The sequence below is a fragment of the Psychrobacter piechaudii genome (assembly GCF_900162825.1).
Lineage (GTDB): Bacteria > Pseudomonadota > Gammaproteobacteria > Pseudomonadales > Moraxellaceae > Psychrobacter > Psychrobacter piechaudii.
In genome coordinates, this window is record NZ_FUGE01000144.1 from 1 (window position 1) to 22162 (window position 22162).

The following is a 22162-nucleotide window of genomic DNA, read 5'->3' on the forward strand; positions in this document are numbered from 1 at the left end:
CGATGCAGGATGGTTTGAGCTTAAACGACAACTGGAATACAAATGCAAGTATGCAGGTTGTCAGCTTGAGATCGTAAATGAGAGCTACACTACCCAGACCTGCTCGTACTGCCTTGAAATAAGTGACAGTAGTCCGAAAGGTAGGGCAGGTCTTGGAATAAGAGGATGGACTTGTGCTGAGTGTGGCACATGGCATGATAGAGATATCAATGCTGCTAAGAACATCCTTGCGGTCGGGCTTGACCGTCTAGCTGTAGGAATCCCCTCGGTTTAGCGAGGGGAGGAGGTCAATGCAAGCGGGAAGGGATGTAGAGATAATACAGACTTACAGAAGATGGTGCGCTTGGCGGGAATCGAACCCACGACCCTCGGCTTCGGAAACCGATACTCTATCCAACTGAGCTACAAGCGCATATTTTGGCAATATTGAGTGAATTTCAGCTATCTAACTCAAAAATAATCTTTTTAATTGTTAACGATAACCGCACTCAAGCTCGCTAGTCTAGCAAAATCCATTAAAAAAACCAATGTTATCACGCTTAATAAATGACAAAGCCTACGAAAATTTGATACATTAGGCATCATTCGTAATAATTGGGTAACTTAATTAGGCTAAAAACTGCCTTTTGTCGTAAGAGTCACCATTGAAACATGGCTTTTAACCCCCTTTTCCCATTATAATATTAGGGATAAGAATTTATTACTGGTTTTATATTAAAAAGTTAAAACAATTCACTCAATCATACACGACATCTTGGGATTGCTTATATTTAGCGATAATCACCCAGAGAAGTCGCTCTAAAAAGAGATTGTGACGCATGAAAAAAATCGTGATGTTATCCGCCGCCGCCATCCTTGGTCTATCAGGCATTTCTTTAAGCCAAGCTGAAGACGCTGCTGCTCCAGCTGCGCAAACCACTGAAGCGGCTACTGCGACTACTGCGACTACTGATGCTAAAGCAGAAACCACAGATGCAGCAGCAGGTGAACAAGCTACTGATGAAGCTGCTGCTGATGCGACAGCTACTGATGGTGCGGCTACTGATGCAGCTGCTGCCGATGGAGAAGCTGCTGCTGCCCCTGCAGAGCCAGTGGAAGAAGAGCCTATTCCTGAGGAAACTCCTCAAGTTAAAAAGTTAATCGCTTTATATCCAAAACTTGTTGAACGTATTCAGCCTTACGGTAAAGTTTGCTTTGACGGTGATGACAACTGTGACATCACTTTAACTGCCTCAAGTGCCGGTGTTGAAGGTCAAGTTCGTGATGGTAAAGCGGTTTATGAAGCCATTTGTCAAACTTGTCATGGCAGCGGTGTATTAGGTGCGCCTAAGTTTGGTGATGCAGGTGCATGGGGTCCTCGTATCGCACAAGGTACGAACACGCTATATGATCACGCTATCAACGGCCTAAATGCTATGCCAGCCCGTGGTGGTGCAGATATCCCAGATGAAGAAGTTCAAAACGCTGTTGATTATATGGTTGAACAGTCTAGCTAATCTCTGAAGACTGAACAACTTTTATAACGGCTATTTGCGATAACCCAAGCTGATTAGCGCTCTATTACAGCCCTAATTGAAGCTTGGGTTAGGACCTTCTAACGCTAATAGCGTATAACGAAGACGCTTACTGTAAAGTGAGCGTCTTTTGTTGTTTCAATGATTGATTGAAATTATCAATGCCTATGTTTGCCTCAAGGTGGGTTTAAGAATAGATTTTCGGCACCATATATAGCCATTATCATCCCCACTATAAAAGCTAATGAAGATGTGAGTTTATGACTAATACAACGCCTGCATTACAGATTAATAATCTATCTAAAGTCTATGGCAATGGTTTTACTGCCTTAAAGAACGTGAATTTAACTGTACCTCAAGGCGGTTTTTTTGCTTTGCTAGGGCCTAATGGTGCTGGTAAATCAACCATGATCGGCATTATTAGTTCGTTATTTAAACCTACTGAAGGTAGCGTTAAAATATTTGGTACTGATTTATTACAAAACCCTTCAATTGCCAAGCAATACTTAGGTATCGTCCCGCAAGAATTTAACTTTAACCAGTTTGAGAAGGTTGAAGATATCTTAATTACTCAAGCGGGTTACTTCGGCATTGCTGCGAAAGAAGCTAGACCCAGAGCCAAAAAATTGCTGACCGCTTTAGGGCTTTGGGACAAACGTAATAATAAAGCCCGTGAACTCTCAGGGGGTATGAAGCGTCGGTTAATGATTGCCCGAGCACTAATCCATAAGCCCAAGCTTCTTATTTTGGATGAACCGACTGCAGGGGTGGATATTGAGCTGCGACGCTCAATGTGGGAGTTCATGCAGCAAATTAATGAGGAAGAAAAAACCACCATTATTCTGACCACTCATTACCTAGAAGAAGCAGAGCAATTGTGTCGCTATATCGCCATTTTAGACCATGGTGAAATCCGTGTTAACACTGAAATGAAAGAGCTACTAACCCAGCTGTCTATTGAGACCTTTATATTAGATTTCAAAAAGCCCGTGTCAGGTGAGGTGTCTATTAGCGGTATCACCTCTTATTCACAGCCTGATAATCAAACCCTTGAGGTTACCTTAACGGAAGGCGAGTCCTTAAACGGGGTGTTCCAACAATTAACACAGCAAGGCATCGAAGTATCAAGTATGCGCAATAAAGCCAACCGCTTGGAAGAACTATTTATGCGTCTGGTAGAACAAGGTATCCAAAGCAAAGATAGTATGAAGGAGGCTGGACTATGAGCAACATCAATAATCAACCTGTTAACAACGCCACAAATAATGACGGCTTAACTTTTGCTCAAAAATGGATTGCCTTTCGCACTATCTTGATAAAAGAAATTCGTCGTATTTTACGCATTTGGCCGCAAACCCTGCTGCCACCTGTGATTACCATGAGTTTGTATTTTATTATTTTCGGTAAAATGATTGGCTCGCGTGTGGGAGAAATGGGCGGTGTGCCTTACATGCAGTTCATTGTACCGGGTCTAATTATGATGTCGGTCATTACCAACAGTTACTCCAACGTGGTCTCAAGCTTCTTTAGTGCCAAATTTACTTCCAGTATTGAAGAGCTCTTGGTGTCTCCGGTTTCTAAACACTCCATATTAATTGGCTATATTGGAGGCGGCGTATTTCGGGGACTTATGATTGCGATTATTGTCTCTATTGTGGCTCGGTTCTTTACTGAGTTAGGGATCGAACACTTCTTTGTTATGGTGTTTACAGTATTAGGAACTTCTATTTTATTCTCATTGGGCGGATTTATTAACGCAGTATTTGCCCGCTCATTTGATGATATTTCGATTATTCCAAGCTTTGTGCTGACCCCGTTGACTTATTTGGGTGGGGTGTTTTATTCATTAGAGAACTTATCCCCATTTTGGCAAAACATATCGTTATTGAACCCGATTGTTTATATGGTTAACTCATTCCGCTACGGCATCTTGGGTTATTCTGATGTGAATGTCTGGTACTCAATGGCCGCAATATTCGTATTCTGTGCGATTTTTTATGCCATTGCTTATCGTCTACTGGATAACGGCTCACGCTTAAGACTGTAAACTTTTAATTTTATATTTAAGATAGGACTTACTTATGAGTATTCATGGTGTACTAGGGGAGAGCACCAGCTACCCAAAAACTTATCAACCAGATACTTTGTATGCAATCCCACGCTCAATGGGCCGTAACGAAATTAATTGGCAAGAGGATAAGTTACAGGTTGGGGTAGACTGGTGGCATGCCTTTGAAATGTCTTGGCTGAACTCCCAAGGCATTTCACAGATGGCGATTGCCCGCTTTGGTATACCCGCCAGCTCGCCCAACATCGTTGAGTCCAAATCCCTTAAGCTGTATCTAAATAGTTTAAACTTTACTGAATTTGACAGCTGGGAAACCGTTGAGCAAACCATAGCAAAAGACTTGGCGGCTTGTGTTGGAGCCGAAGTTCAAGTCTCACTGTTTGGTCTGGATGCCATTAGCTCTGGTAGGGAAGCTGACACAGGATTTTTAATTGCTCATCCTCAAGGCAAATGTATCGATCAGGCATTAGATAACTTACCAGGTAAAGTTGAGCTGGTTGAGCATCCTGATGCTAGCCTACTGGCAGAGGATGTAGACGTTAGTGCATCGCTTGATCAAGCAGAGAAACAGTATCAACTGTACTCAAACTTGCTACGCAGTAATTGTCCAGTGACCAATCAGCCGGACTGGGGGACTTTAGCGATAGATATCACCACCTCACAAAACATTGATGAAGCGAAATTATTAACCTACATTCTTAGCTTCCGTCAGCACAACGGCTTTCATGAGCAGTGTGTAGAGCAAATATTTGCTGATTTAAGCCAAAGATATAGTCCTTCAAAGCTGATGGTTCGTGCTTGGTATACTCGTCGTGGCGGCATTGACATTAACCCTTGCCGCGTTAGTGATAGTAGCTTACTGCCGCAACCTAGCCGTCTAGTACGTCAATAGGAGCGGTCTACCTTATAGAGTTTACTAAAGCTAAAAGAGGTCTGAAAAACAGCTAAGCTTATTGAGCTTTATCAGCGTATTTAAATACTAAACCTAAGAGCAATTTCGCTCTTGGGTTTTTTTATGTCCAAAAATTTATCATTTAATTCCAATTGATTAATTTAGGTATGGTGTCTCATGAATTAAATTTAGTTGACATAACTGGCAAAACAACGGATTATAGAATTATGATTAGTCGGTTAACCTTCTCTACCGAGTTAGTTAACTAAAAAGTAGCAACTATTGTTGGATTACCATTCACTTTAGGGTGGCTTCTTTTGATGTGATGAATTAGACAGTTTGCTTTTACTGTTATTAGTTCAGGGACTTATCGGTCTACAGCGACTAAGTAATCATTCTGAATAGCAGTCATAGCCTTATGATAGCTTCAGTTTGATGGGTATAATTTTTTATACTTTTTAACCCGATTTGTATGTTTCAATAGTGGCATTTAATCATGCAGCTTTGAGTCAATAGCACACCAATCTTGTTAAATTCTTAAAAATGCTCTTATTGGTCTTATAAGACATTGCTTTGTTAAGCGTCGTTTCGTCACCGTATTTTTAAGTTCCCATATCACATGGCTGATGCCTGTTGGTATTTTTTGTCGTGTCTGTAGGGTTATTTAATTTTATGGATATGAGCTGTAAATTATGAATAAAATGAAAGTTTGAATAGAGTTAAAAGTAGGTCAAGAATCTTTTAACAGACTATTTAAAGTATTAGGTGCATACCGTGAGTATGCTTTGCTGACCAGCAACTTTTATAATAAAAGCCTTATCACATCCCGCAATAAAATAGGTGATGACAGTGACTCAAACAACCCAAAGCCCTAATATGACAGGGCATACCCAAACCGCACACGCTGCCATTAACTTTGGTAAAAAGCGTGAACTTCTAGAAAATGGCGATGGGCCAATCATGCTCTCTGGCGGTGAAATGCTTGTCCAGTCATTAATTGACGAGGGCGTCGAGTATATTTTTGGTTATCCAGGTGGTGCCGTCCTACATATTTATGATGCTATCTTTAAACAAGATGCTATTGAACATATCTTAGTGCGTCATGAGCAAGCGGCGGGTCACATGGCAGATGCTTATTCACGTCGCACTGGCAAAACAGGCGTGGTACTAGCGACTTCAGGTCCTGGTGCAACCAACACGGTAACGGCCATCGCTACTGCGTTTATGGATTCAATTCCAATGGTCATTATTTCAGGTCAGGTACCTAAGCACCTAATTGGTGATGATGCCTTCCAAGAAACAGACATGGTTGGGGTTTCTCGTCCTATCGTTAAACACAGCTTCCAAGTACGCCATGCCAGTGAAATTCCTGAAATCATCAAAAAAGCATTTTATATCGCTCAGTCTGGCCGTCCAGGTCCAGTCGTTATTGATATTCCAAAAGACACCACTGCACCGCACGAGAAGTTTGAATATAACTATCCAGAGTCTGTAAATCTACGCTCTTATCAGCCTTCAGTAAAAGGTCATAGTGGTCAGATTAAAAAAGCGATTGAAACTCTATTAGCAGCCAAGCGCCCAATTTTATATTCAGGGGGCGGCGTTATCTTGGGTAATGCTCATGAAGAGTTAACCAAGTTAGCACGTCAATTGAACCTGCCAGTTACCAATACGCTAATGGGGTTAGGGGCTTTCCCAGGCTCTGATCGTCAGTTCGTAGGTATGCTAGGCATGCATGGCACTTATGAAGCCAACATGACCATGCATCATGCCGATGTTATTTTGGCAGTGGGTGCGCGTTTTGATGACCGCGTAACCAATGATGTGAAAAAATTCTGTCCAAGTGCCACCATCATTCATATCGACATTGATCCTGCGTCAATTTCGAAGACCATTAATGCCGATATACCAATCGTAGGTGATGTGAAATCAGTATTAACGGATATGCTTCAGCTGCTTGAGGGTGATGATAAACAGTTGGATCAGCCTGCCTTGCTAGACTGGTGGTCACAGATTAATGAATGGCGTAAGCGTCATGGTCTACGTTATGACACCAGTACTGACAATGGTATGAAGCCGCAAGCGGTTGTTGAAAAGCTATATGAAGTGACCAATGGTAATGCGATTATTACCAGTGACGTGGGTCAGCACCAGATGTTTGCTGCGCTTTACTACAAATATAATGAGCCTCGCCAGTGGTTGAACTCAGGTGGTTTGGGCACCATGGGTGTTGGCTTGCCGTATGCAATGGCAGTCAAATTGGTAGAGCCTGAGCGTGATGTGGTCTGTATCACCGGTGAAGGGTCGATTCAGATGAACATTCAAGAGCTGTCTACTTGTTTCCAGTATGGATTGCCAGTTAAGATTTTATGCCTAAACAATGCTCAGTTGGGTATGGTTAAACAGTGGCAGGATATGCTGTATGAAGGTCGTCATGCCTCTTCTTACATGGAGTCACTACCAGACTTCGTTAAGCTTGCAGAGAGTTATGGCCACGTTGGTATCAAAATTACTGATCCAGCCAAGTTAGATGAGCAACTGGCTGAAGCAATGGCAATGAAAGACAAACTTGTATTTATCGATGTTTACGTGGATCGTAATGAACACGTATATCCAATGCAAGTTGCAGGGCAGTCTATGCGCGATATGTGGTTATCTAAGGGGGAGCGTACCTAATGCAACACTTAATCTCTGTACTAATGGAAAACGAAGCTGGGTCGCTATCACGTCTGGTTGGGTTGTTTTCACAGCGTGGTTACAACATCGAAACCCTAAACGTAGCCCCTACTGAAGACGAAACGATTTCGCGTTTGACATTGACTACCAACGCCAGTGCCGACAAAATTGAACAGATCACTAAGCATTTGCACAAGCTAATTGAAGTGGTTAAAGTAATTGACTTGACAGATAATGCTCACGTAGAGCGTGAACTGATGTTGATTAAAGTACGAGCTACCGGCAGCGCTCGCGCGGAAGTTAAGCGCAGTGCAGATATATTCCGTGCTCAAATCGTAGATGTCACTTCAAGCCTTTATACCATTCAAATTGTTGGTGATGAGGCTAAGCTTGACGGCTTTATCGAAGTTATCGGCCGTGACCGTATCTTAGAAGTGGTCCGTTCAGGTGTGATTGGTATCTTACGTGGTGAGCGTACCCTTAGCCTATAGTTTTGTTTAGCAGTAGTTTTATTTGGTAAATTTGTTTTGTAATGGCTCAAGCTCTTGTCGATTTCAGTTTAAATGGTTATTTGCAAAGGCTTGAGCTAATCTGAAAGTTGTAAAATTAACAAGTTGAATTTCAACACCACCCTCTATTTTCAAAACTATTTGAAAGTATTTAAAAGGACTAAATTATGAACGTTTATTACGATAAAGATTGTGACTTATCAATCATCCAGGGCAAAAAAGTAGCTATTATTGGTTATGGTTCGCAAGGTCACGCCCATGCGCTTAACCTTCAAGACTCAGGGGTTGATGTAACTGTAGGTCTACGGGCGGATTCAGGCTCATGGAAAAAAGCTGAGAATGCTGGCCTAAAAGTAGCCGAAGTTGCAGAAGCGGTACAAGCTGCTGAAGTGGTTATGATTCTAACTCCAGATGAGTTCCAAAAATCTTTATACGAAGACGTTATTGAGCCAAACATTAAGGAAGGCGCCACTCTAGCATTTGCTCATGGTTTCTCTATCCACTATAACCAAGTAGTGCCACGTAAAGATTTAGACGTTATTATGGTTGCTCCAAAAGCGCCAGGTCACACAGTACGTTCTGAGTTCGTTAAAGGCGGTGGTATCCCTGATCTAATCGCTATTTATCAAGATGCTTCAGGTCAAGCTAAGCAAGTGGCTTTATCTTACGCAGCTGGTGTTGGTGGTGGTCGTTCAGGTATTATCGAAACTACTTTCAAAGATGAAACTGAAACTGACTTATTTGGTGAGCAAGCTGTCCTTTGTGGTGGTGCAGTAGAGCTGGTTAAAATGGGCTTTGAAACCCTAACTGAAGCAGGTTATGCTCCAGAAATGGCTTACTTTGAGTGCTTACATGAGCTGAAGCTTATCGTAGACTTAATGTATGAGGGCGGTATTGCTGATATGAACTATTCAATCAGTAACAACGCTGAATACGGTGAATATGTAACCGGTCCTGAAGTGATCAACGAGCAGTCACGTGAAGCGATGCGCAATGCTCTAAAACGCATTCAGTCTGGTGAGTATGCGAAGATGTTCATCAACGAAGGCGCTACTAACTATCCTTCAATGACCGCTCGTCGTCGTAACAACGCCGATCATGAAATCGAGAAAACTGGTGCTAAGCTACGTGCTATGATGCCTTGGATTGGTGGTAACAAAATCATCGATAAAGAAAAGAACTAATTTAGTTTTATTTGTTAGTTAAAAGTGCTGGCTAGGCTTAGATAGCTGTCATCACAGTTTATGTGATAAGCTGTGATGAAATAAGCAGGCCAGCATTGATTAAAGCTCATGTGTCTTAGACGCATGAGCTTTTTTAATGCTAGATTTTTTGATGCTTGGTTTTTGAGGTTAGGCGACGACCCCTTGAAGCAGTCAAAAAAATCGCTATATAGACTCTAATGTCTAAATTACTAAAAATCGAACAGAAAACAAAAAAGGAACGACTTAGATTATGGATACCCAGTGGCTTGCTAATATTAATCTTCCCTCAATTTATATAGCGCTGAGTGCAGGGGTGGCACTGTTAATCTGGATAGAGGGGCAGATGCTGAAAAAAACTGAGGGTAAGCTGCCAAAGTCAAAGTTTTTCCAGGTGAGCTCGGTAGTGGATACTTTATGGTTATTTGTCTCTATTGCGGTCGTTTACCTATTAGATTTTAAGTCTATTGAGATGACAGTGCCGGTAGCCTACTGGATTTATGCCCTATCTGGCTGGGTGTATGGCAGTCGCTTATTGAAACGCTCTGGATTGCCGGCCAGCCCGGAAGAGTTGGTTATACCTAAGCCCTATATAGCTTTCAGCCAGTCATTTTCGACGACCTTCTTTGCTTTATGTGTCTTTGTATTACTGTTTTCTAAGCCAATTAGTTAGTTAAAATTTACATTTTTTACATCAAACCAACCAAAACTACAGATATTGTTAGGACAAGACGTTTAAAGCTGTTATACTATCCCATAGTAAGTAAGTTACTTTTTGAATGAATAGCACAGCTACTGATTCAAACATGACTGCATTTAAACGTAGAAATGTAACCTAAGTGGCTATTTATTAGAGTGATGATTAGTCAACATTCTAATCAATACTACTCGATTTACGTTTTCTACCGGCTCGTTATCTACCCACTAGAGTAGAGCAAGTCTGTTAAAAGCATCATGACTATAGTTAAATCAATTTTATATTAGGAAAAGTTATGTCAGAACGTGTACAAGGTACTGTTAAGTGGTTCAACGAAGCTAAAGGTTTTGGTTTCATCGCACAAGACGATGGTGGTCAAGACGTATTTGCTCATTACAGTGCTATTCAAGGCAGCGGTTTCAAAACCCTAGCCGAAGGTCAAAAAGTTACTTTCGTATTAGGCCAAGGCCAAAAAGGTCCACAAGCTGAACAAATCGAATCAGCTGAATAATTTATTGTAGGCTTTGACCTACAAATAAGCGTGAATCGCCTAGAAAGGTGATAATGCTATAAAAAGACAACCAGTGGTTGTCTTTTTTTTGGCTAAAATTTATTATTTGATACTTGGATGGCCTAAAACAAACTAAAATAATAGGCAATATTGGTATTACTAGAGACGAAAAAAAAGAATTCTAGGTTAAAATAAATAAATATTGAAAAAATTTATGACCCTTTATTCACGGCAACGGCTTGACCTAATGGGGTTGGTCACGCAATATAAGAGTCGTTTGATAATAAATGTTTATTTGTATCCTGCTAAAACCAAAAAAATGGTTGTTCAATACAATCTTGGGTTTAGTAGAACTGATAAGGAGTGAATTAACGGGCCTAAATAGGGAATTAAATCTGTTAATTAAATCCTACAAATTGTTATATATATTGGCTCCTATATTGGCTAAGATGTATAAGAATTAATTTTTCGGTGCGAGATAAGATATACTTTGCACTGGGTTTGAAATCGTAAGTTTAATTATTCATAACATTAATAAACGAGGAACGTATGAAAGCATTAGTCGCTGTTAAGCGTGTGATTGACTATAACGTAAAAGTTCGCGTTAAAGCTGACAATTCTGGCGTTGATCTAAGCAACACAAAAATGTCTATCAACCCATTTTGTGAAATCGCTGTTGAAGAAGCAGTGCGCCTAAAAGAAGCAGGCGTGGTGGATGAAGTTATTGTTGCTTCTATCGGCCCTAAAGAAGCTCAAGAACAAATTCGTGCTGCTCTAGCACTAGGTGCTGACCGTGGTATTTTGGTTCAGACTGATGACAAAGCATACCCTCTACAAGTTGCTAAAATTCTTAAAGGTATTGCTGAGCAAGAAGGTACTGATCTTATTCTTCTTGGTAAACAAGCTATCGACGATGACAACAACCAAACCGGTCAGATGCTTGCTGCACTAATGGGTATCGGCCAAGGTACTTTTGCTTCAGAAGTTAAAGTAGAAGGCGATAAAGTAAACGTTACTCGTGAGATTGACGGTGGTCTTCAGACTGTTGCGCTACCATTGCCTGCAGTAATCACTACTGACTTACGTCTAAACGAACCACGTTATGCAAAACTTCCAAACATCATGAAAGCTAAGAAAAAGCCACTAGATGAGAAAACACCAGCAGATTTCGGTGTAGACATGGCTTCTAAGCAAGAAATTGTGAAAGTAACTCCACCAGCTGAGCGTTCTGCAGGTGTTAAAGTTGGTTCAGTGGATGAGCTAATTGACAAACTAAAAAATGAAGCAAAAGTTCTTTAATTCTTGAACTTAACTTCTAATAAATTTGATTAGTGTTGTTGGTTATCAGCCTGTCATAAAATGAATTAGAGTCAGTTACAGCTAATAGGGCAGGCGATAAAGAACAGTTACCAAATCACAATCTTCTATAATTATTTGAAAGGATAATAATCTCATGGCAATTTTAGTATATGCAGAACATGATAATGCCGAGTTAAAAAAGGCAACTCTAAGCACAGTTACCGCTGCAACTCAAATGGGTGGCGACGTTCATGTATTAGTAGCCGGTTCTGGTTGTAAGCCAGTAGCTGAGCAAGCTGCCAAAGTAGCAGGCGTTAGCAAAGTAATCTGTGTTGATAACCCAGCATACGAGTATCAATTGGCTGAAAACGTAGCTTTATTGGTTAAAGATCTTGCTGGCGATTATAGCCATATCGTTGCTCCAGCAACTTCAAATGGCAAGAACTTCTTACCACGCGTAGCGGCTTTATTAGACGTGAGCATGATCACTGACGTGATGCAAGTTATCGATGCCAACACCTTTGAGCGTCCTATCTATGCTGGTAACGCCTTAGCGACTGTTAAGACTTCTGAAGATAAAGTACTAGTTACTGTACGTGCTACTGCATTTGATGCTGCAGCTGCGGAAGGTGGATCAGCTTCTATCGAAGAGCTAGACAACGCTCAAGATGCTGGTAAATCAAGCTTCGTTGGTGAAGAGTTGGCTAAGTCTGACCGTCCTGAACTAACTTCTGCTGAAATCGTAGTATCTGGTGGCCGTGCATTAACAAACGGTGAAAACTTCACTAAATACATTGAGCCATTAGCAGACAAACTAGGCGCTGCTATCGGTGCTTCACGTGCCGCAGTTGACGCAGGTTATGTGCCTAACGATATGCAGGTTGGTCAAACTGGTAAAATCGTTGCACCAAGCCTATATATCGCTGCCGGTATCTCTGGTGCTATTCAGCATTTAGCAGGTATGAAAGATTCTAAAGTTATCGTTGCTATCAACAACGATCCAGAAGCACCAATCGCAACAGTTGCTGATTACTTCTTAGAAGCCGACCTGTTCGACGCACTACCAGAATTAACTAGCAAGCTGTAATTTCTTTACGGTAAGATAGTTTTTTAGTAGTTAAAAGCCTTCAACCCTAGGTTGAAGGCTTTTTTGATGCTTTTATAAAATCGTTTCTTTATCCTCTAGTCATAAGTATTTAAAGGATTTGCCCCCATGAGATATTATGAAATCCCTAATCTCTGCCAAATTACCACTGCAGACTGTGATCAGCATTTACTACGCCAAGTTGCTGAAATTGAGCAAATGATTCAATCAGATAATTGGAGTGAGCAACAGATTAGTGAGCTACTACAGCAAGATATTAATCAGTGTTGGGGTGTATTAGAAACTGACTTATCTCAGACTTCTGAAGAAAAAATAGTGGCTTATTGCATCATTAGTACCGTATTTGAGGTGGCGGAAGTATTACGGATAGGCACTCATCCCGAGTATCAACGTCAAGGTTTGGCTGCTTGTCTGCTACAAGCTTTAATTAAAGCTATGACACATAAGAAGTTAGAAAGAATCTTATTAGAGGTAAGGCAAGATAATGTGGCTGCTATCGCTCTGTATAAAAAAATGGGCTTTGAAGTGATTCATGTTCGCAAAGGCTATTACTCTATGCCCTCAAAGGAGGGAGAAGGGGAGGCCAAATGTGATGCACTGATTATGCAATATGAGCTAACAGCCTAATAACGAGCAAAGTTTTATTTATATCGTTTTGTTTATATCGGAAAATTTATAATCAGAAAAACTTTGCAGGTGAGGTATTAATTAAATTCAATACCTCATTGTGATCTGGTGTTTGTGAGAAATAAGTCCAGTGGTTGTTTATTAATAATTCAATCGGGGTGTAATCAGTTTTGTAGTTCATCTTTTTGACAGTAGGAATCCAAAAGCCCAGATATACGTAATCTAAGCCTAAGCTCTTAGCAGCCTCGATCTGTTTTAGAATACAGAGCACCCCAAGACTGCGAGAGTTATAACTGGAGTCAGGGTCAAAAAAAGTATAGATGCTGGATAATCCATCACTTAGTCGGTCGGTTACGGCCACAGCAATGAGTTTGTTATTGGGCTCTCTTACCTCCATAAATAAAGTATCCGTTGGACTGTCTACCAAAAACTGCTCGAAAGTATGTAAGCTGGGCGGGTACATATCTCCATCAGCATGGCGCCCAGAGATGTATTTTTGGTACAAAGAATAGTGTTCTTGCGTGGCTTGGGTAGCAGCAACAAATTTAACGCTTACTTCGCTGTTACGATTGAGTACTTTTCGATAGCGCCGAGAGGGCAGGAACTCTTTCACGACCACCCGACTGTAGATACACTGAGCACAGTTTTGACAGTTCGGTCGATAAAAAGCATTGCTACTGCGTCGAAAACCTTGAGTGCTTAGCTGAGTATATAGCTCAGAATCGATACTTTGATTCGGCTCTAGCAGCAAAAAAGTCAGCTGAGATACCTGGTAGGGAAGGTAGCTACACAGGCTTGGAGGAGAGAGATTAAAGCGGATGGGTTGCTCTAAACTCCCTTGATGTATTGTATTTTCACGGGTGACACTATTGTCTGCGTAAGGATACATTTTAGTTAATCCTTGCGGTTAGGGTGGGTAGCACTAAAGAAGGGAGCAGAAGCGGCATTGGGTGTCTGGCTAAGTATTGGCGCAGTTGTGTGCGCTAGCTGGTTAACTAAATATCGCTTGTCAGAAAATAACTGCCAATCTAAGCTGGGGCGGGATACCCAGTTATTTAACTTAGCTAAAAAAAGCTGTCTTGGCATAATACCTGCACCTAGGCTTTGTAAATGGGGATTAGGCAGCTGACAATCTATTAGCTCAACGTCCGTATGTTGGCAAAAATTATTTAATGCCCAAAAGGCAACTTTTGAGGCATTACTTTGACGATGAAACATCGACTCGCCAAAATAGATTTGACCGATTTTTAAGCCATATAGACCGCCAATCAAATTCTTATCCTCCCAAACCTCAAAGCTGTGTGCATAACCCAGCTTATGAAGCTCGGTATAAGCTTGTATCATCTCCTGATGAATCCAAGTATCTTCAGCATAACTACGGGGAAGGCTACAAGCATGAATAACTTCTTCAAAGGCACTGTTGACACTCCAGTGCCAGGAGCTGGCTTTGGCTAAGCGCTTTAAAGACTTGCTAGGAATAAAAGAGCTGGGGTCAAGCACACAACGCGGCTCAGGAGACCACCAAGCAATTGGTTCATCTTCATTAGACCAAGGAAAAAGCCCTTGCGAGTAAGCGGATAGCAGGGTTTCAGGGGACAGGTCAGCACCAATAGCCACTAGCCCTAAACCTTCAGGATCTGCCACATCAGGCTTTGGGAATAGGTAGTTACAGTTAAATAAAGCAGAGGTAATAGGTGAGTCTTGTCTACTTTGTGAAGGGAAGTTTGAGTCGCTTTGATAGTCTGAGGTCAAAAAGTTTATCCCATATCAAAAAAAGTAAATTAGTAAGTTATATCCGCTAAGATAGCACGATAGGGCCACGATTTATTAAGTATATCAATTGCATACGCATTGGCAATGATTACGATTTATTATTAACGTAAAAAAAGTGCCAATCAATATCTGATCAGCACTTTTGTGATTTCAGCTTAACTCATTATGTCATTATGGAAGATAAATTATGAGTTATCAGCTATGAGCTTAGGCTTGGTCGTCTGCAGTTAAAGTCGAGGCGTAAGTATGATCTTTGGCATTGGCTTCACCAACTGAGTCAAGATATTTCTCTGCATCTAATGCCGCCATACAGCCGGTACCTGCTGAGGTAATGGCTTGACGATAGACGTGATCTGCCACATCACCCGCCGCAAATACCCCTTCAATGCTGGTTCGAGTGGCATTGCCTTGAGTACCACTGTTAACGATCAAGTAGCCGTCTTTCATGTCTAATTGACCAGCAAACATATCCGTGTTGGGCTTATGGCCAATGGCCACAAACACACCCATCACGTCCAGCTGCTTAGTGCTGCCGTCTTGGGTTGACTCGATGATTAAACCGTTCACTCCCATATCATCACCCACCACTTCTTTTACTTGGTGGTTCCATTCAATGGTGATGTTGCCATTTTTGGCTTTTTCAAATAGCTTGTCTTGCAATATTTTTTCAGAGCGTAGGCTGTCACGGCGGTGAACTAAAATCACTTCTTTAGCAATATTTGATAGGTATAACGCCTCTTCAACGGCTGTGTTACCCCCACCGATAACCGCAACTTTTTGGTTTTTGTAGAAGAAACCGTCACAAGTGGCACAAGCCGATACCCCTAAGCCTTTAAATTTAGTTTCTGATTCAAGACCTAAATACTGAGCAGAAGCGCCGGTGGCGATGATTAGCGCATCACAGGTATAAGTACCGGCATTACCTTCTAGCTTGAAAGGACGCTCAGTCAGAGTTACGGAATTGATGTGATCATTGACGATTTCAGTGCCAAAGCGTTCGGCGTGTTCTTTCATGCGGACCATTAAATCGGGACCAGTCAAACCATGAGCATCACCTGGCCAGTTATCAACCTCTGTTGTTGTTGTAAGCTGTCCGCCGACTTGCATACCAGAGATAATTACTGGATTTAAGTTGGCTCGCGCTGCATAGACTGCCGCTGAATATCCAGCAGGGCCTGACCCTAAAATAATTAATTTTTCGTGGCGAGCAGCATTGGTGTCTTGTGTCATGTTTTTTCCTTATGTTTTGGCATATTTTATCAGAGGGCATCAGTTGAATAAGGGCGCAAATCACTGTGTTAATGCCCCTTTTTATCGACGTCTGTATTTATAAGAATGGGGGCATTTGTTTACAATAGCAAATGAGTTTAAGTTATCATGTTTATTTATATGATAAATAAGCCAGTCAAGGCTCGAAAATACAATGCAATTTGCTATTATAGTGGATTATACAGGCTAGGCTAATATTTTTGCCAAATGGCACCTATTCACAAACCACGAACGTCTACCTGTCACCATAGTTAAGTTTCAAATGTTGGGAAAAATTAATGATAACGGCACATCATCTTTACACGCTTAAAAAAATCGTTTTTACCTTGCTTGCCGTCCTCTTGTCTGCATTCTTGTTCGTTATCTTGGTTACTTACACCCCCAATGATCCCAGCTGGTCGCGTATCAGTAGTGACATGGGGCAGGTGAGTAATATGGGCGGCTCTGTTGGCGCTTGGCTGTCAGATTTGCTATATACCTTCTTGGGCTGGCCAGCTTGGTGGTTAATGGCGTTTTTGGCTTATGAGGCGATATGTCTTTGGTGGAGCCGGGAACAAGCATTTGGTCCTTTACGAGCCATAGCTTATGTGTTCTTGGTATTGGCCAGCTGTGGGCTTACCGCTATCACTCCACAGCTTTTAGATTATAGTACCGATAATGGTGCCCGTTTTGGCGGTATTTTAGGAGCAGAGGTTGCTACGCGCTTAGCAAGTCTGCTGACTATCTATGGAGCAGCAACATTTCTGTTGGCCTTTAGCCTAATAACCATTACCTTTGCTTTTGATATTCATTGGAAGCGGGTATTCAAACAGATCTTTAGTCTGTCATGGCTTGGTAGTGGTATACAGCGAGACTCTGCAGAGAAAGAGGAGCTTATTGAGGACAGCCCGGCTTTAACTGAAGAGGAATTACTGGCTTTACAACAAGCACTAAATGAAACCGAGGACTCTCAGACAGAATCGCCTTTATTTCAACAGCTAAAGTTATCCTTGCCAGAGAGTTCTGATGAGCAGGAAGCTGATGCTCACTCACAGCAGTCAGAAGCTACTCAGAAATCGGATCCCGCCTTAAGCAATGTATTGGATGATTTCTTAGTCAACTCAGGATTGACTGAGAGCATCTTGGCATTACGTGAGCAAGAGGCGCAGCAGGAGCAAGCTGAATCAGAAAGACAGCAAAAAGCTCAAGCTGGTCAGCAGCCCTCTATGACTGCAGCTGGCGCGAAAAAGCAAGAACCTAGCTTTGCGTGGAATGATCAAGAGGTGATTAATGAGCTGCTTGATGAACAAGCTTTGCCAGAGGCTGTGGCCAATAACCCTGAAACCTCAACTTCTGCTGCAGTACAAACACAAACCTTAGAAGAACAGTCTACCGAGTCAGTTGATGAAACCTCTGCTAAAGAGGCAGTTGGAAGTGAGTCAATGGTTGTAGAAGAAGCAGAGGATGACTTTGCAGATTCTCTAGCCACTGAGTTTGAGCCACAACAGTCAGAGGTTGCAGCAGCTATAGAAGCGGAAGATGTAGAGCAGCAACAGCCAAAACCAACTGCAACTGACACTGCTGATGTTGAGCAAGCTGATTTTGACGTTGTGGATGAGCCGGTAGTACAGGAAGAGTGGAGCAGCCAAGAAGACGAAGCTCTGCTTGATGAGGAAATAGATTTAACCCCGACCAACACCCCACCTTCTAATCCAAAAAAGCCGCATGAGCCTAGTAATGAGGACAGTCCAACTCGAGTGACGCCAACCATACGCTTTGCTACCCCAGAGGGTGATGCGAGCAATCACATCGAAGATATGGTACCTGATAGTGACGATGAAATAGACGAGCAGAGCGAGGTCAGCTTTCCTGAGATTCATGATGATTCGGCATTTGCCTCTAGCAGTCGTGCCATGCAGACCGCTAAGTATCGTGAAGGCTTATCGCCGATTCCAGAGCTGTCTATTTTGGATACGCCAGATCCAGATCGTAAGCCCAGCTATACCGAAGCTGAACTAAAGCAATTATCTGAACTGTTGGAAATTAAACTACAAGAGTTTAACGTAAAAGCAGAAGTGGTAAACGCCATTCCTGGGCCTGTGGTCACGCGGTTTGAAGTGGATTTAGCACCTGGGGTAAAAGCCAGTAAGGTGACCGGTATCTCACGAGATTTGGCCCGTTCGTTATCTATGGCCTCATTGCGTGTGGTAGAGGTTATTCCAGGTAAGCCTTACATTGGTATCGAAGTACCCAATAAAAAACGTGAAATGGTGCGTTTGGTTGAGTTGCTACAAACCGAAGATTATAAGAATCCTAAAGCACAAATCAGTATGGCCATGGGTAAGGATATTGGCGGTAAGCCTATTATCACTGACCTAGCACGTGCACCGCATATGCTTGTAGCTGGTACCACAGGTTCAGGTAAGTCAGTATTGGTTAACGCCATGCTGTTATCTATGCTGCTGAAATACAAACCGTCAGAGCTGCGTTTAATTTTAATTGACCCTAAGCAGCTTGAATTGGCCAACTACAATGATATTCCTCACCTACTGACCCCTGTGGTAACCGATATGAATGAGGCTGCCAGTAGCTTGGCTTGGTGTGTGGCTGAAATGGAGCGCCGTTATCAGTTAATGAGCTTGCTCAAAGTGCGTAAGTTAAGTGAGTTTAACAAAAAAGTCATCACTGCCGAAAAGGCAGGTAGACCAATGTTAGACCCTCTATGGCGTCCTAATGATAGTGTTAGCATCGATAAAGCACCTAAGCTTAAGACCCTACCGATGATTGTTATCGTAGCCGACGAATTCGCTGATATGATTATGCAGGTAGGTAAGCAGGCAGAAGAGCTGATCACTCGTTTGGCACAGAAGTCTCGTGCGGCCGGTATTCACTTAATGCTAGCCACTCAGCGCCCATCGGTAGATGTGATCACGGGTTTGATTAAAGCCAATATTCCAGTTCGAGCGGCCTTACGGGTTAACTCAAAAGTGGACTCTCGCACTATCTTAGATGCGGGCGGTGCTGAGGATATGCTGGGTAACGGTGATATGCTGTTCTTAGGCCCAGGTCAAATTGAGCCGGACCGTGTGCATGGTGCCTATGTCAGTGACGAAGAGGTTAACCGAGTTTGTGATGCTTGGCGTGAGCGAGGGGCTCCCGATTATATTGATAATATGGCAAGTAACTTCGATTTAACCAGCCCTAGTAGTAGTGGCGCTGGAAATACCTCTGGAGAGGATGATGCGCTTTATGATGAAGCAGTGGCTTTTGTCATGGAGACTCGAAAAGTATCAGCTTCGAGTATCCAGCGTAAATTTAGTATTGGTTATAACCGCGCTGCCCGCATTGTTGACTCTATGGAAGAAGCAGGTTTGGTAAGCTCTATGGGTAAAAGTGGTAAGCGTGAACTATTAATGTAGTAATTTAAAACAAATGTAGTTTATTAAAAAAAGGGGCTTCGGCTCCTTTTTTTATGGCAACTATCCAGATCATTTAATAGCCCCTTAACACTCCTTTTAACAGGTATTAAACTCTTTACATAATTAAATTTAAGTTAATAGTATGGATCATTGATTAAGATAATATTCATTATATAATAGCCTCATTAAAACAAGATACCGCTATAAAAATGAGGATTACCTATGAATACTATCGTACATAAAGCCAATACCCGTGGTGATGCAAATCATGGTTGGTTAAAAAGCAAACACACTTTTAGCTTTGCAAACTACTATAATCCTGAGCGTATGGGGTTTGGTGCCTTACGTGTCATTAATGATGACCATGTAGAAGGGGAATGGGCTTTGGTACTCACCCTCACCGTGATATGGAAATCATCTCAATTCCAACGGCAGGTAAATTGGCTCACAAAGACACTATTGGCACCAGTGGTATCATTGAAAGTGGCGAGATCCAGGTGATGTCAGCGGGGACAGGGATTGCTCATAGTGAAATGAATGGCAATGCGGATGTACCGGTTAAATTTTTTCAAATTTGGGTCATGCCAAACAAACAAGGGGTTGAGCCTCGTTATCAACAGTTAAAAATAGCAGATATGTTGAAGCCCAATGAATTTGGCCAAATCTTATCGCCAAACCCAGATGATGCTGGGGTATGGATTCACTAAGATGCGTGGTTCCATATGGGCAACCTTGATAAAGGGGTGAGTGCTAGCTATGAATTAAAAGGCAACCAACACGGTGTTTATGCCTTTGTCATCGAAGGTAAGATCAAAGTGGGGGATGAGGTATTAGATACTCGGGATGGTATGGGTATCATCGACACCACAGGCTTTGAAGTAGAAGCTTTAGAAGACTCTCGTGTTCTACTTATGGAAGTTCCTATGTAATCCCAGCAGCTAAACACGAGCCAACAAAAAAGCTAAACTTTCGGGTTTGGCTTTTTTGTTGGCTTTCATATAAGCTATCTACTTATGAATCCACACAACTGAGCAAGGAAGGCTATGTTTAAAGAATATCCACAATATGATGCCATCGGATTGGCAGAGCTTATCCAGTCAGGCGATATCAGTGCTAAAGAAGCCTTAGAAGCTGCCATCTATCAAGCCAATAGTTTAAATCCTAAGCTAAACGCTATTATCCACCGCTTTGATGAGCGAGCATTTAATGCTGCTCAGCAAGGTTTACTGCAGGGAATTTTTACCGGCGTCCCCTATCTACTAAAAGATTTAAACTACTTGTTTGCGGATGAGCCTATCAAGATGGGCAGTCGCAGTGTGCATATCGTGCCGGAGCAAGACAGCGAGATAGTGAAGCGGATGCGAGCAACAGGGGTTAACACCTTTGGTAAAACCAATACTCCAGAGTTTGGACTAATTATTACCACAGAGCCCAAGTTCTTTGGCCCCACTCATAACCCATTTAAAAAAGGCTATAGCAGTGGTGGCTCCTCCGGGGGTAGTGCGGCTGCAGTAAGTGCTGGTATTGTGCCTATGGCAGGTGGCGGCGATGGGGGTGGTTCAATTCGTTTCCCTTCTGCTTGGTGCGGCGTGTTTGGGTTAAAGCCTAGCCGCGGCCGTAACCCTAGTGGCCCTATCTATGCTGAGGGCTGGGAAGGGGCAGTGGCAGATCATGTGATTACTCGTAGTGTGCGTGACAGCGCTGCCATGTTAGACGCTACGGCTGGTAGAGAGGTCGGTGCTCCTTTTGTGACCGACGCCTCTAATAAAGGCCAGTTTTTAGAAGCCACCAAGACTCCGTGTAAACCATTAAAAATTGCTCTAATGGCAGAGCCATTGTTTCCGGGCGCTAAAGTAGATAAAGAGGTGTTGGCTGTATTAGAAAAAACAGGGCGACAGCTTGAAGATATGGGGCATAAAGTAGAATACGCTGCGCCAAAGATTGATAGTGATCGTATGTGGCGAGATTTCTTCACAGTAGTTTGCGCCCATACTGCCTATTTTGTAGAAGACTTATCTTTGCGTTACGGACCACAACAAGTGTCGAACTTAGAACCACAGACTCGTAATATGGCTATGATAGGGCGCTCACTAAGCGTGGTAGATCTGCTTAAAGCCAAGCAAGGCTGGCACGACGTACAGTATCAGACCGGACTTATTCTTGAAGAGTATGACATGATTGTGTGCCCGACAGTGCCAACTACTGCCGTCAAACACGGGGTGCTCCCTCCTAGCCGTATTGATGAACTACTGCTAAACGTAAGTGGCGTTATTGAAAAAGGAATTAATCTGGGCAAATGGATTTATAACTCAAGTTTGGTTGAGAAGCTAAGCTCACCTGTATTAAGCAAAATGGCCTTTACCACATTGGGTAATATCACAGGATTACCGGCGATGTCTGTTCCCTTAGGGATGAGCAATAAAGGCTTACCGATTGGGATGCAATTTATTGGACGTATGAATGATGAAGCAAGGCTTTTTGCTTTAGCAGCGGACTTTGAGCGGGCAGGATTATTTACCGATCCGGCTATTTAGTATGCTCTAAGTTAATTTTTTAAGCTAGCCAATATAAAAACAGCCTATTACGATAATGTAATAGGCTCCTTTTTATAGAGGGTTTAAT

The 22162-nt window shown here is 42.3% G+C and carries 18 protein-coding genes, 1 tRNA gene and 1 pseudogene; 16 read left to right on the top strand and 4 right to left on the bottom strand.

Annotated elements, in window-relative coordinates:
• A partial coding sequence (locus tag A1019T_RS07990; protein WP_143514097.1) for an RNA-guided endonuclease InsQ/TnpB family protein occupies window positions 1–274 on the top strand: 274 nt, incomplete at its 5' end.
• 61 nt (window positions 275–335) lie between these two features.
• On the opposite strand, the gene A1019T_RS07995 is transcribed toward A1019T_RS07990, so the two are convergent.
• Window positions 336–412 (bottom strand) — tRNA-Arg (locus tag A1019T_RS07995).
• A gap of 406 nt (window positions 413–818) precedes the next feature.
• Here A1019T_RS07995 and A1019T_RS13410 point away from each other — a divergent pair.
• The 12 genes from A1019T_RS13410 to rimI all read left to right on the top strand — a co-directional run bounded on the left by A1019T_RS13410 (window position 819) and on the right by rimI (window position 13100).
• Entirely contained in the window at window positions 819–1496 is a 678-nt protein-coding gene (locus A1019T_RS13410; RefSeq protein WP_208608052.1) for a c-type cytochrome, read from the top strand.
• Between the two features lie 278 nt (window positions 1497–1774).
• Entirely contained in the window at window positions 1775–2740 is a 966-nt protein-coding gene (locus tag A1019T_RS08005) for an ABC transporter ATP-binding protein (RefSeq protein WP_077451186.1), read from the top strand.
• The gene (locus tag A1019T_RS08010) at window positions 2737–3561 is read left to right on the top strand and encodes an ABC transporter permease (RefSeq protein ID WP_077451187.1); all 825 of its coding nucleotides are present in this window, start codon (window positions 2737–2739) and stop codon (window positions 3559–3561) included. The genes A1019T_RS08005 and A1019T_RS08010 overlap by 4 nt, the downstream gene beginning before the upstream one ends.
• 34 nt (window positions 3562–3595) lie before the next feature.
• Entirely contained in the window at window positions 3596–4474 is an 879-nt protein-coding gene (queF, locus tag A1019T_RS08015) for an NADPH-dependent 7-cyano-7-deazaguanine reductase QueF (RefSeq protein WP_077451188.1), read from the top strand.
• A gap of 960 nt (window positions 4475–5434) precedes the next feature.
• The gene (locus tag A1019T_RS08020) at window positions 5435–7150 is read left to right on the top strand and encodes an acetolactate synthase 3 large subunit (protein WP_208608053.1); all 1716 of its coding nucleotides are present in this window, start codon (window positions 5435–5437) and stop codon (window positions 7148–7150) included.
• Window positions 7150–7641, top strand: coding sequence for an acetolactate synthase small subunit (ilvN, locus tag A1019T_RS08025; RefSeq protein ID WP_077451190.1), 492 nt, complete (start codon window positions 7150–7152; stop codon window positions 7639–7641). The genes A1019T_RS08020 and ilvN overlap by 1 nt, the downstream gene beginning before the upstream one ends.
• Before the next feature lie 185 nt (window positions 7642–7826).
• Window positions 7827–8843 carry a ketol-acid reductoisomerase gene (gene ilvC / locus A1019T_RS08030; RefSeq protein ID WP_077451191.1) on the top strand — a complete coding sequence of 339 codons (1017 nt, stop codon included), beginning with the start codon at window positions 7827–7829 and terminating at the stop codon, window positions 8841–8843.
• A 271-nt stretch (window positions 8844–9114) separates the two neighbouring features.
• A complete protein-coding gene (locus A1019T_RS08035) occupies window positions 9115–9534 on the top strand; it encodes a hypothetical protein (protein ID WP_077451192.1) in 420 nt (139 codons plus the stop codon).
• 319 nt (window positions 9535–9853) lie between these two features.
• On the top strand, window positions 9854–10069 hold the full coding sequence (locus A1019T_RS08040) for a cold-shock protein (protein WP_007394029.1): 216 nt from the start codon (window positions 9854–9856) through the stop codon (window positions 10067–10069).
• 549 nt (window positions 10070–10618) lie between these two features.
• Complete coding sequence (locus A1019T_RS08045) at window positions 10619–11368, top strand: electron transfer flavoprotein subunit beta/FixA family protein (protein ID WP_077451193.1); 750 nt, start codon at window positions 10619–10621, stop codon at window positions 11366–11368.
• Window positions 11369–11522: 154 nt separating this feature from the next.
• Window positions 11523–12455, top strand: a complete 933-nt coding sequence (locus tag A1019T_RS08050; RefSeq protein ID WP_077451194.1) for an electron transfer flavoprotein subunit alpha/FixB family protein — start codon at window positions 11523–11525, stop codon at window positions 12453–12455.
• A gap of 126 nt (window positions 12456–12581) precedes the next feature.
• Window positions 12582–13100: a ribosomal protein S18-alanine N-acetyltransferase gene (gene rimI, locus A1019T_RS08055; protein ID WP_077451195.1), complete on the top strand. Its 519-nt coding sequence runs from the start codon at window positions 12582–12584 to the stop codon at window positions 13098–13100.
• 52 nt (window positions 13101–13152) lie between these two features.
• On the opposite strand, the gene A1019T_RS08060 is transcribed toward rimI, so the two are convergent.
• The 3 genes from A1019T_RS08060 to trxB all read right to left on the bottom strand — a co-directional run bounded on the left by A1019T_RS08060 (window position 13153) and on the right by trxB (window position 16103).
• Window positions 13153–13989, bottom strand: a complete 837-nt coding sequence (locus A1019T_RS08060; RefSeq protein ID WP_077451196.1) for an arginyltransferase — start codon at window positions 13987–13989, stop codon at window positions 13153–13155.
• Window positions 13990–13994: 5 nt separating this feature from the next.
• On the bottom strand, window positions 13995–14792 hold the full coding sequence (aat, locus tag A1019T_RS08065) for a leucyl/phenylalanyl-tRNA--protein transferase (RefSeq protein WP_244156589.1): 798 nt from the start codon (window positions 14790–14792) through the stop codon (window positions 13995–13997).
• A gap of 288 nt (window positions 14793–15080) precedes the next feature.
• Complete coding sequence (gene trxB / locus A1019T_RS08070) at window positions 15081–16103, bottom strand: thioredoxin-disulfide reductase (protein WP_077451198.1); 1023 nt, start codon at window positions 16101–16103, stop codon at window positions 15081–15083.
• A gap of 317 nt (window positions 16104–16420) precedes the next feature.
• Between trxB and A1019T_RS08075 the strand changes: the two genes are divergently transcribed.
• The 3 genes and pseudogenes from A1019T_RS08075 (at window position 16421) to A1019T_RS08085 (ending at window position 22074) form a co-directional block, all read left to right on the top strand.
• Window positions 16421–19540: a DNA translocase FtsK gene (locus A1019T_RS08075; RefSeq protein WP_077451199.1), complete on the top strand. Its 3120-nt coding sequence runs from the start codon at window positions 16421–16423 to the stop codon at window positions 19538–19540.
• Window positions 19541–19762: 222 nt separating this feature from the next.
• A pseudogene (locus A1019T_RS08080) lies at window positions 19763–20469 on the top strand (pirin family protein).
• 114 nt (window positions 20470–20583) lie between these two features.
• Window positions 20584–22074, top strand: coding sequence for an amidase (locus A1019T_RS08085; RefSeq protein WP_077451200.1), 1491 nt, complete (start codon window positions 20584–20586; stop codon window positions 22072–22074).
• The last annotated feature ends 88 nt before the right edge of the window (window positions 22075–22162 follow it).

Bases quoted from the DNA above. Each gene is read 5' to 3' on its own strand.
- A1019T_RS13410 (WP_208608052.1), top strand. From the start codon at position 819: ATGAAAAAAATCGTGATGTTATCCGCCGCCGCCATCCTTGGTCTATCA.
- A1019T_RS08005 (WP_077451186.1), top strand. From the start codon at position 1,775: ATGACTAATACAACGCCTGCATTACAGATTAATAATCTATCTAAAGTC.
- A1019T_RS08010 (WP_077451187.1), top strand. From the start codon at position 2,737: ATGAGCAACATCAATAATCAACCTGTTAACAACGCCACAAATAATGAC.
- queF (WP_077451188.1), top strand. From the start codon at position 3,596: ATGAGTATTCATGGTGTACTAGGGGAGAGCACCAGCTACCCAAAAACT.
- A1019T_RS08020 (WP_208608053.1), top strand. From the start codon at position 5,435: ATGCTCTCTGGCGGTGAAATGCTTGTCCAGTCATTAATTGACGAGGGC.
- ilvN (WP_077451190.1), top strand. From the start codon at position 7,150: ATGCAACACTTAATCTCTGTACTAATGGAAAACGAAGCTGGGTCGCTA.
- ilvC (WP_077451191.1), top strand. From the start codon at position 7,827: ATGAACGTTTATTACGATAAAGATTGTGACTTATCAATCATCCAGGGC.
- A1019T_RS08035 (WP_077451192.1), top strand. From the start codon at position 9,115: ATGGATACCCAGTGGCTTGCTAATATTAATCTTCCCTCAATTTATATA.
- A1019T_RS08040 (WP_007394029.1), top strand. From the start codon at position 9,854: ATGTCAGAACGTGTACAAGGTACTGTTAAGTGGTTCAACGAAGCTAAA.
- A1019T_RS08045 (WP_077451193.1), top strand. From the start codon at position 10,619: ATGAAAGCATTAGTCGCTGTTAAGCGTGTGATTGACTATAACGTAAAA.
- A1019T_RS08050 (WP_077451194.1), top strand. From the start codon at position 11,523: ATGGCAATTTTAGTATATGCAGAACATGATAATGCCGAGTTAAAAAAG.
- rimI (WP_077451195.1), top strand. From the start codon at position 12,582: ATGAGATATTATGAAATCCCTAATCTCTGCCAAATTACCACTGCAGAC.
- A1019T_RS08060 (WP_077451196.1), bottom strand. From the start codon at position 13,989: ATGTATCCTTACGCAGACAATAGTGTCACCCGTGAAAATACAATACAT.
- trxB (WP_077451198.1), bottom strand. From the start codon at position 16,103: ATGACACAAGACACCAATGCTGCTCGCCACGAAAAATTAATTATTTTA.
- A1019T_RS08075 (WP_077451199.1), top strand. From the start codon at position 16,421: ATGATAACGGCACATCATCTTTACACGCTTAAAAAAATCGTTTTTACC.
- A1019T_RS08085 (WP_077451200.1), top strand. From the start codon at position 20,584: ATGTTTAAAGAATATCCACAATATGATGCCATCGGATTGGCAGAGCTT.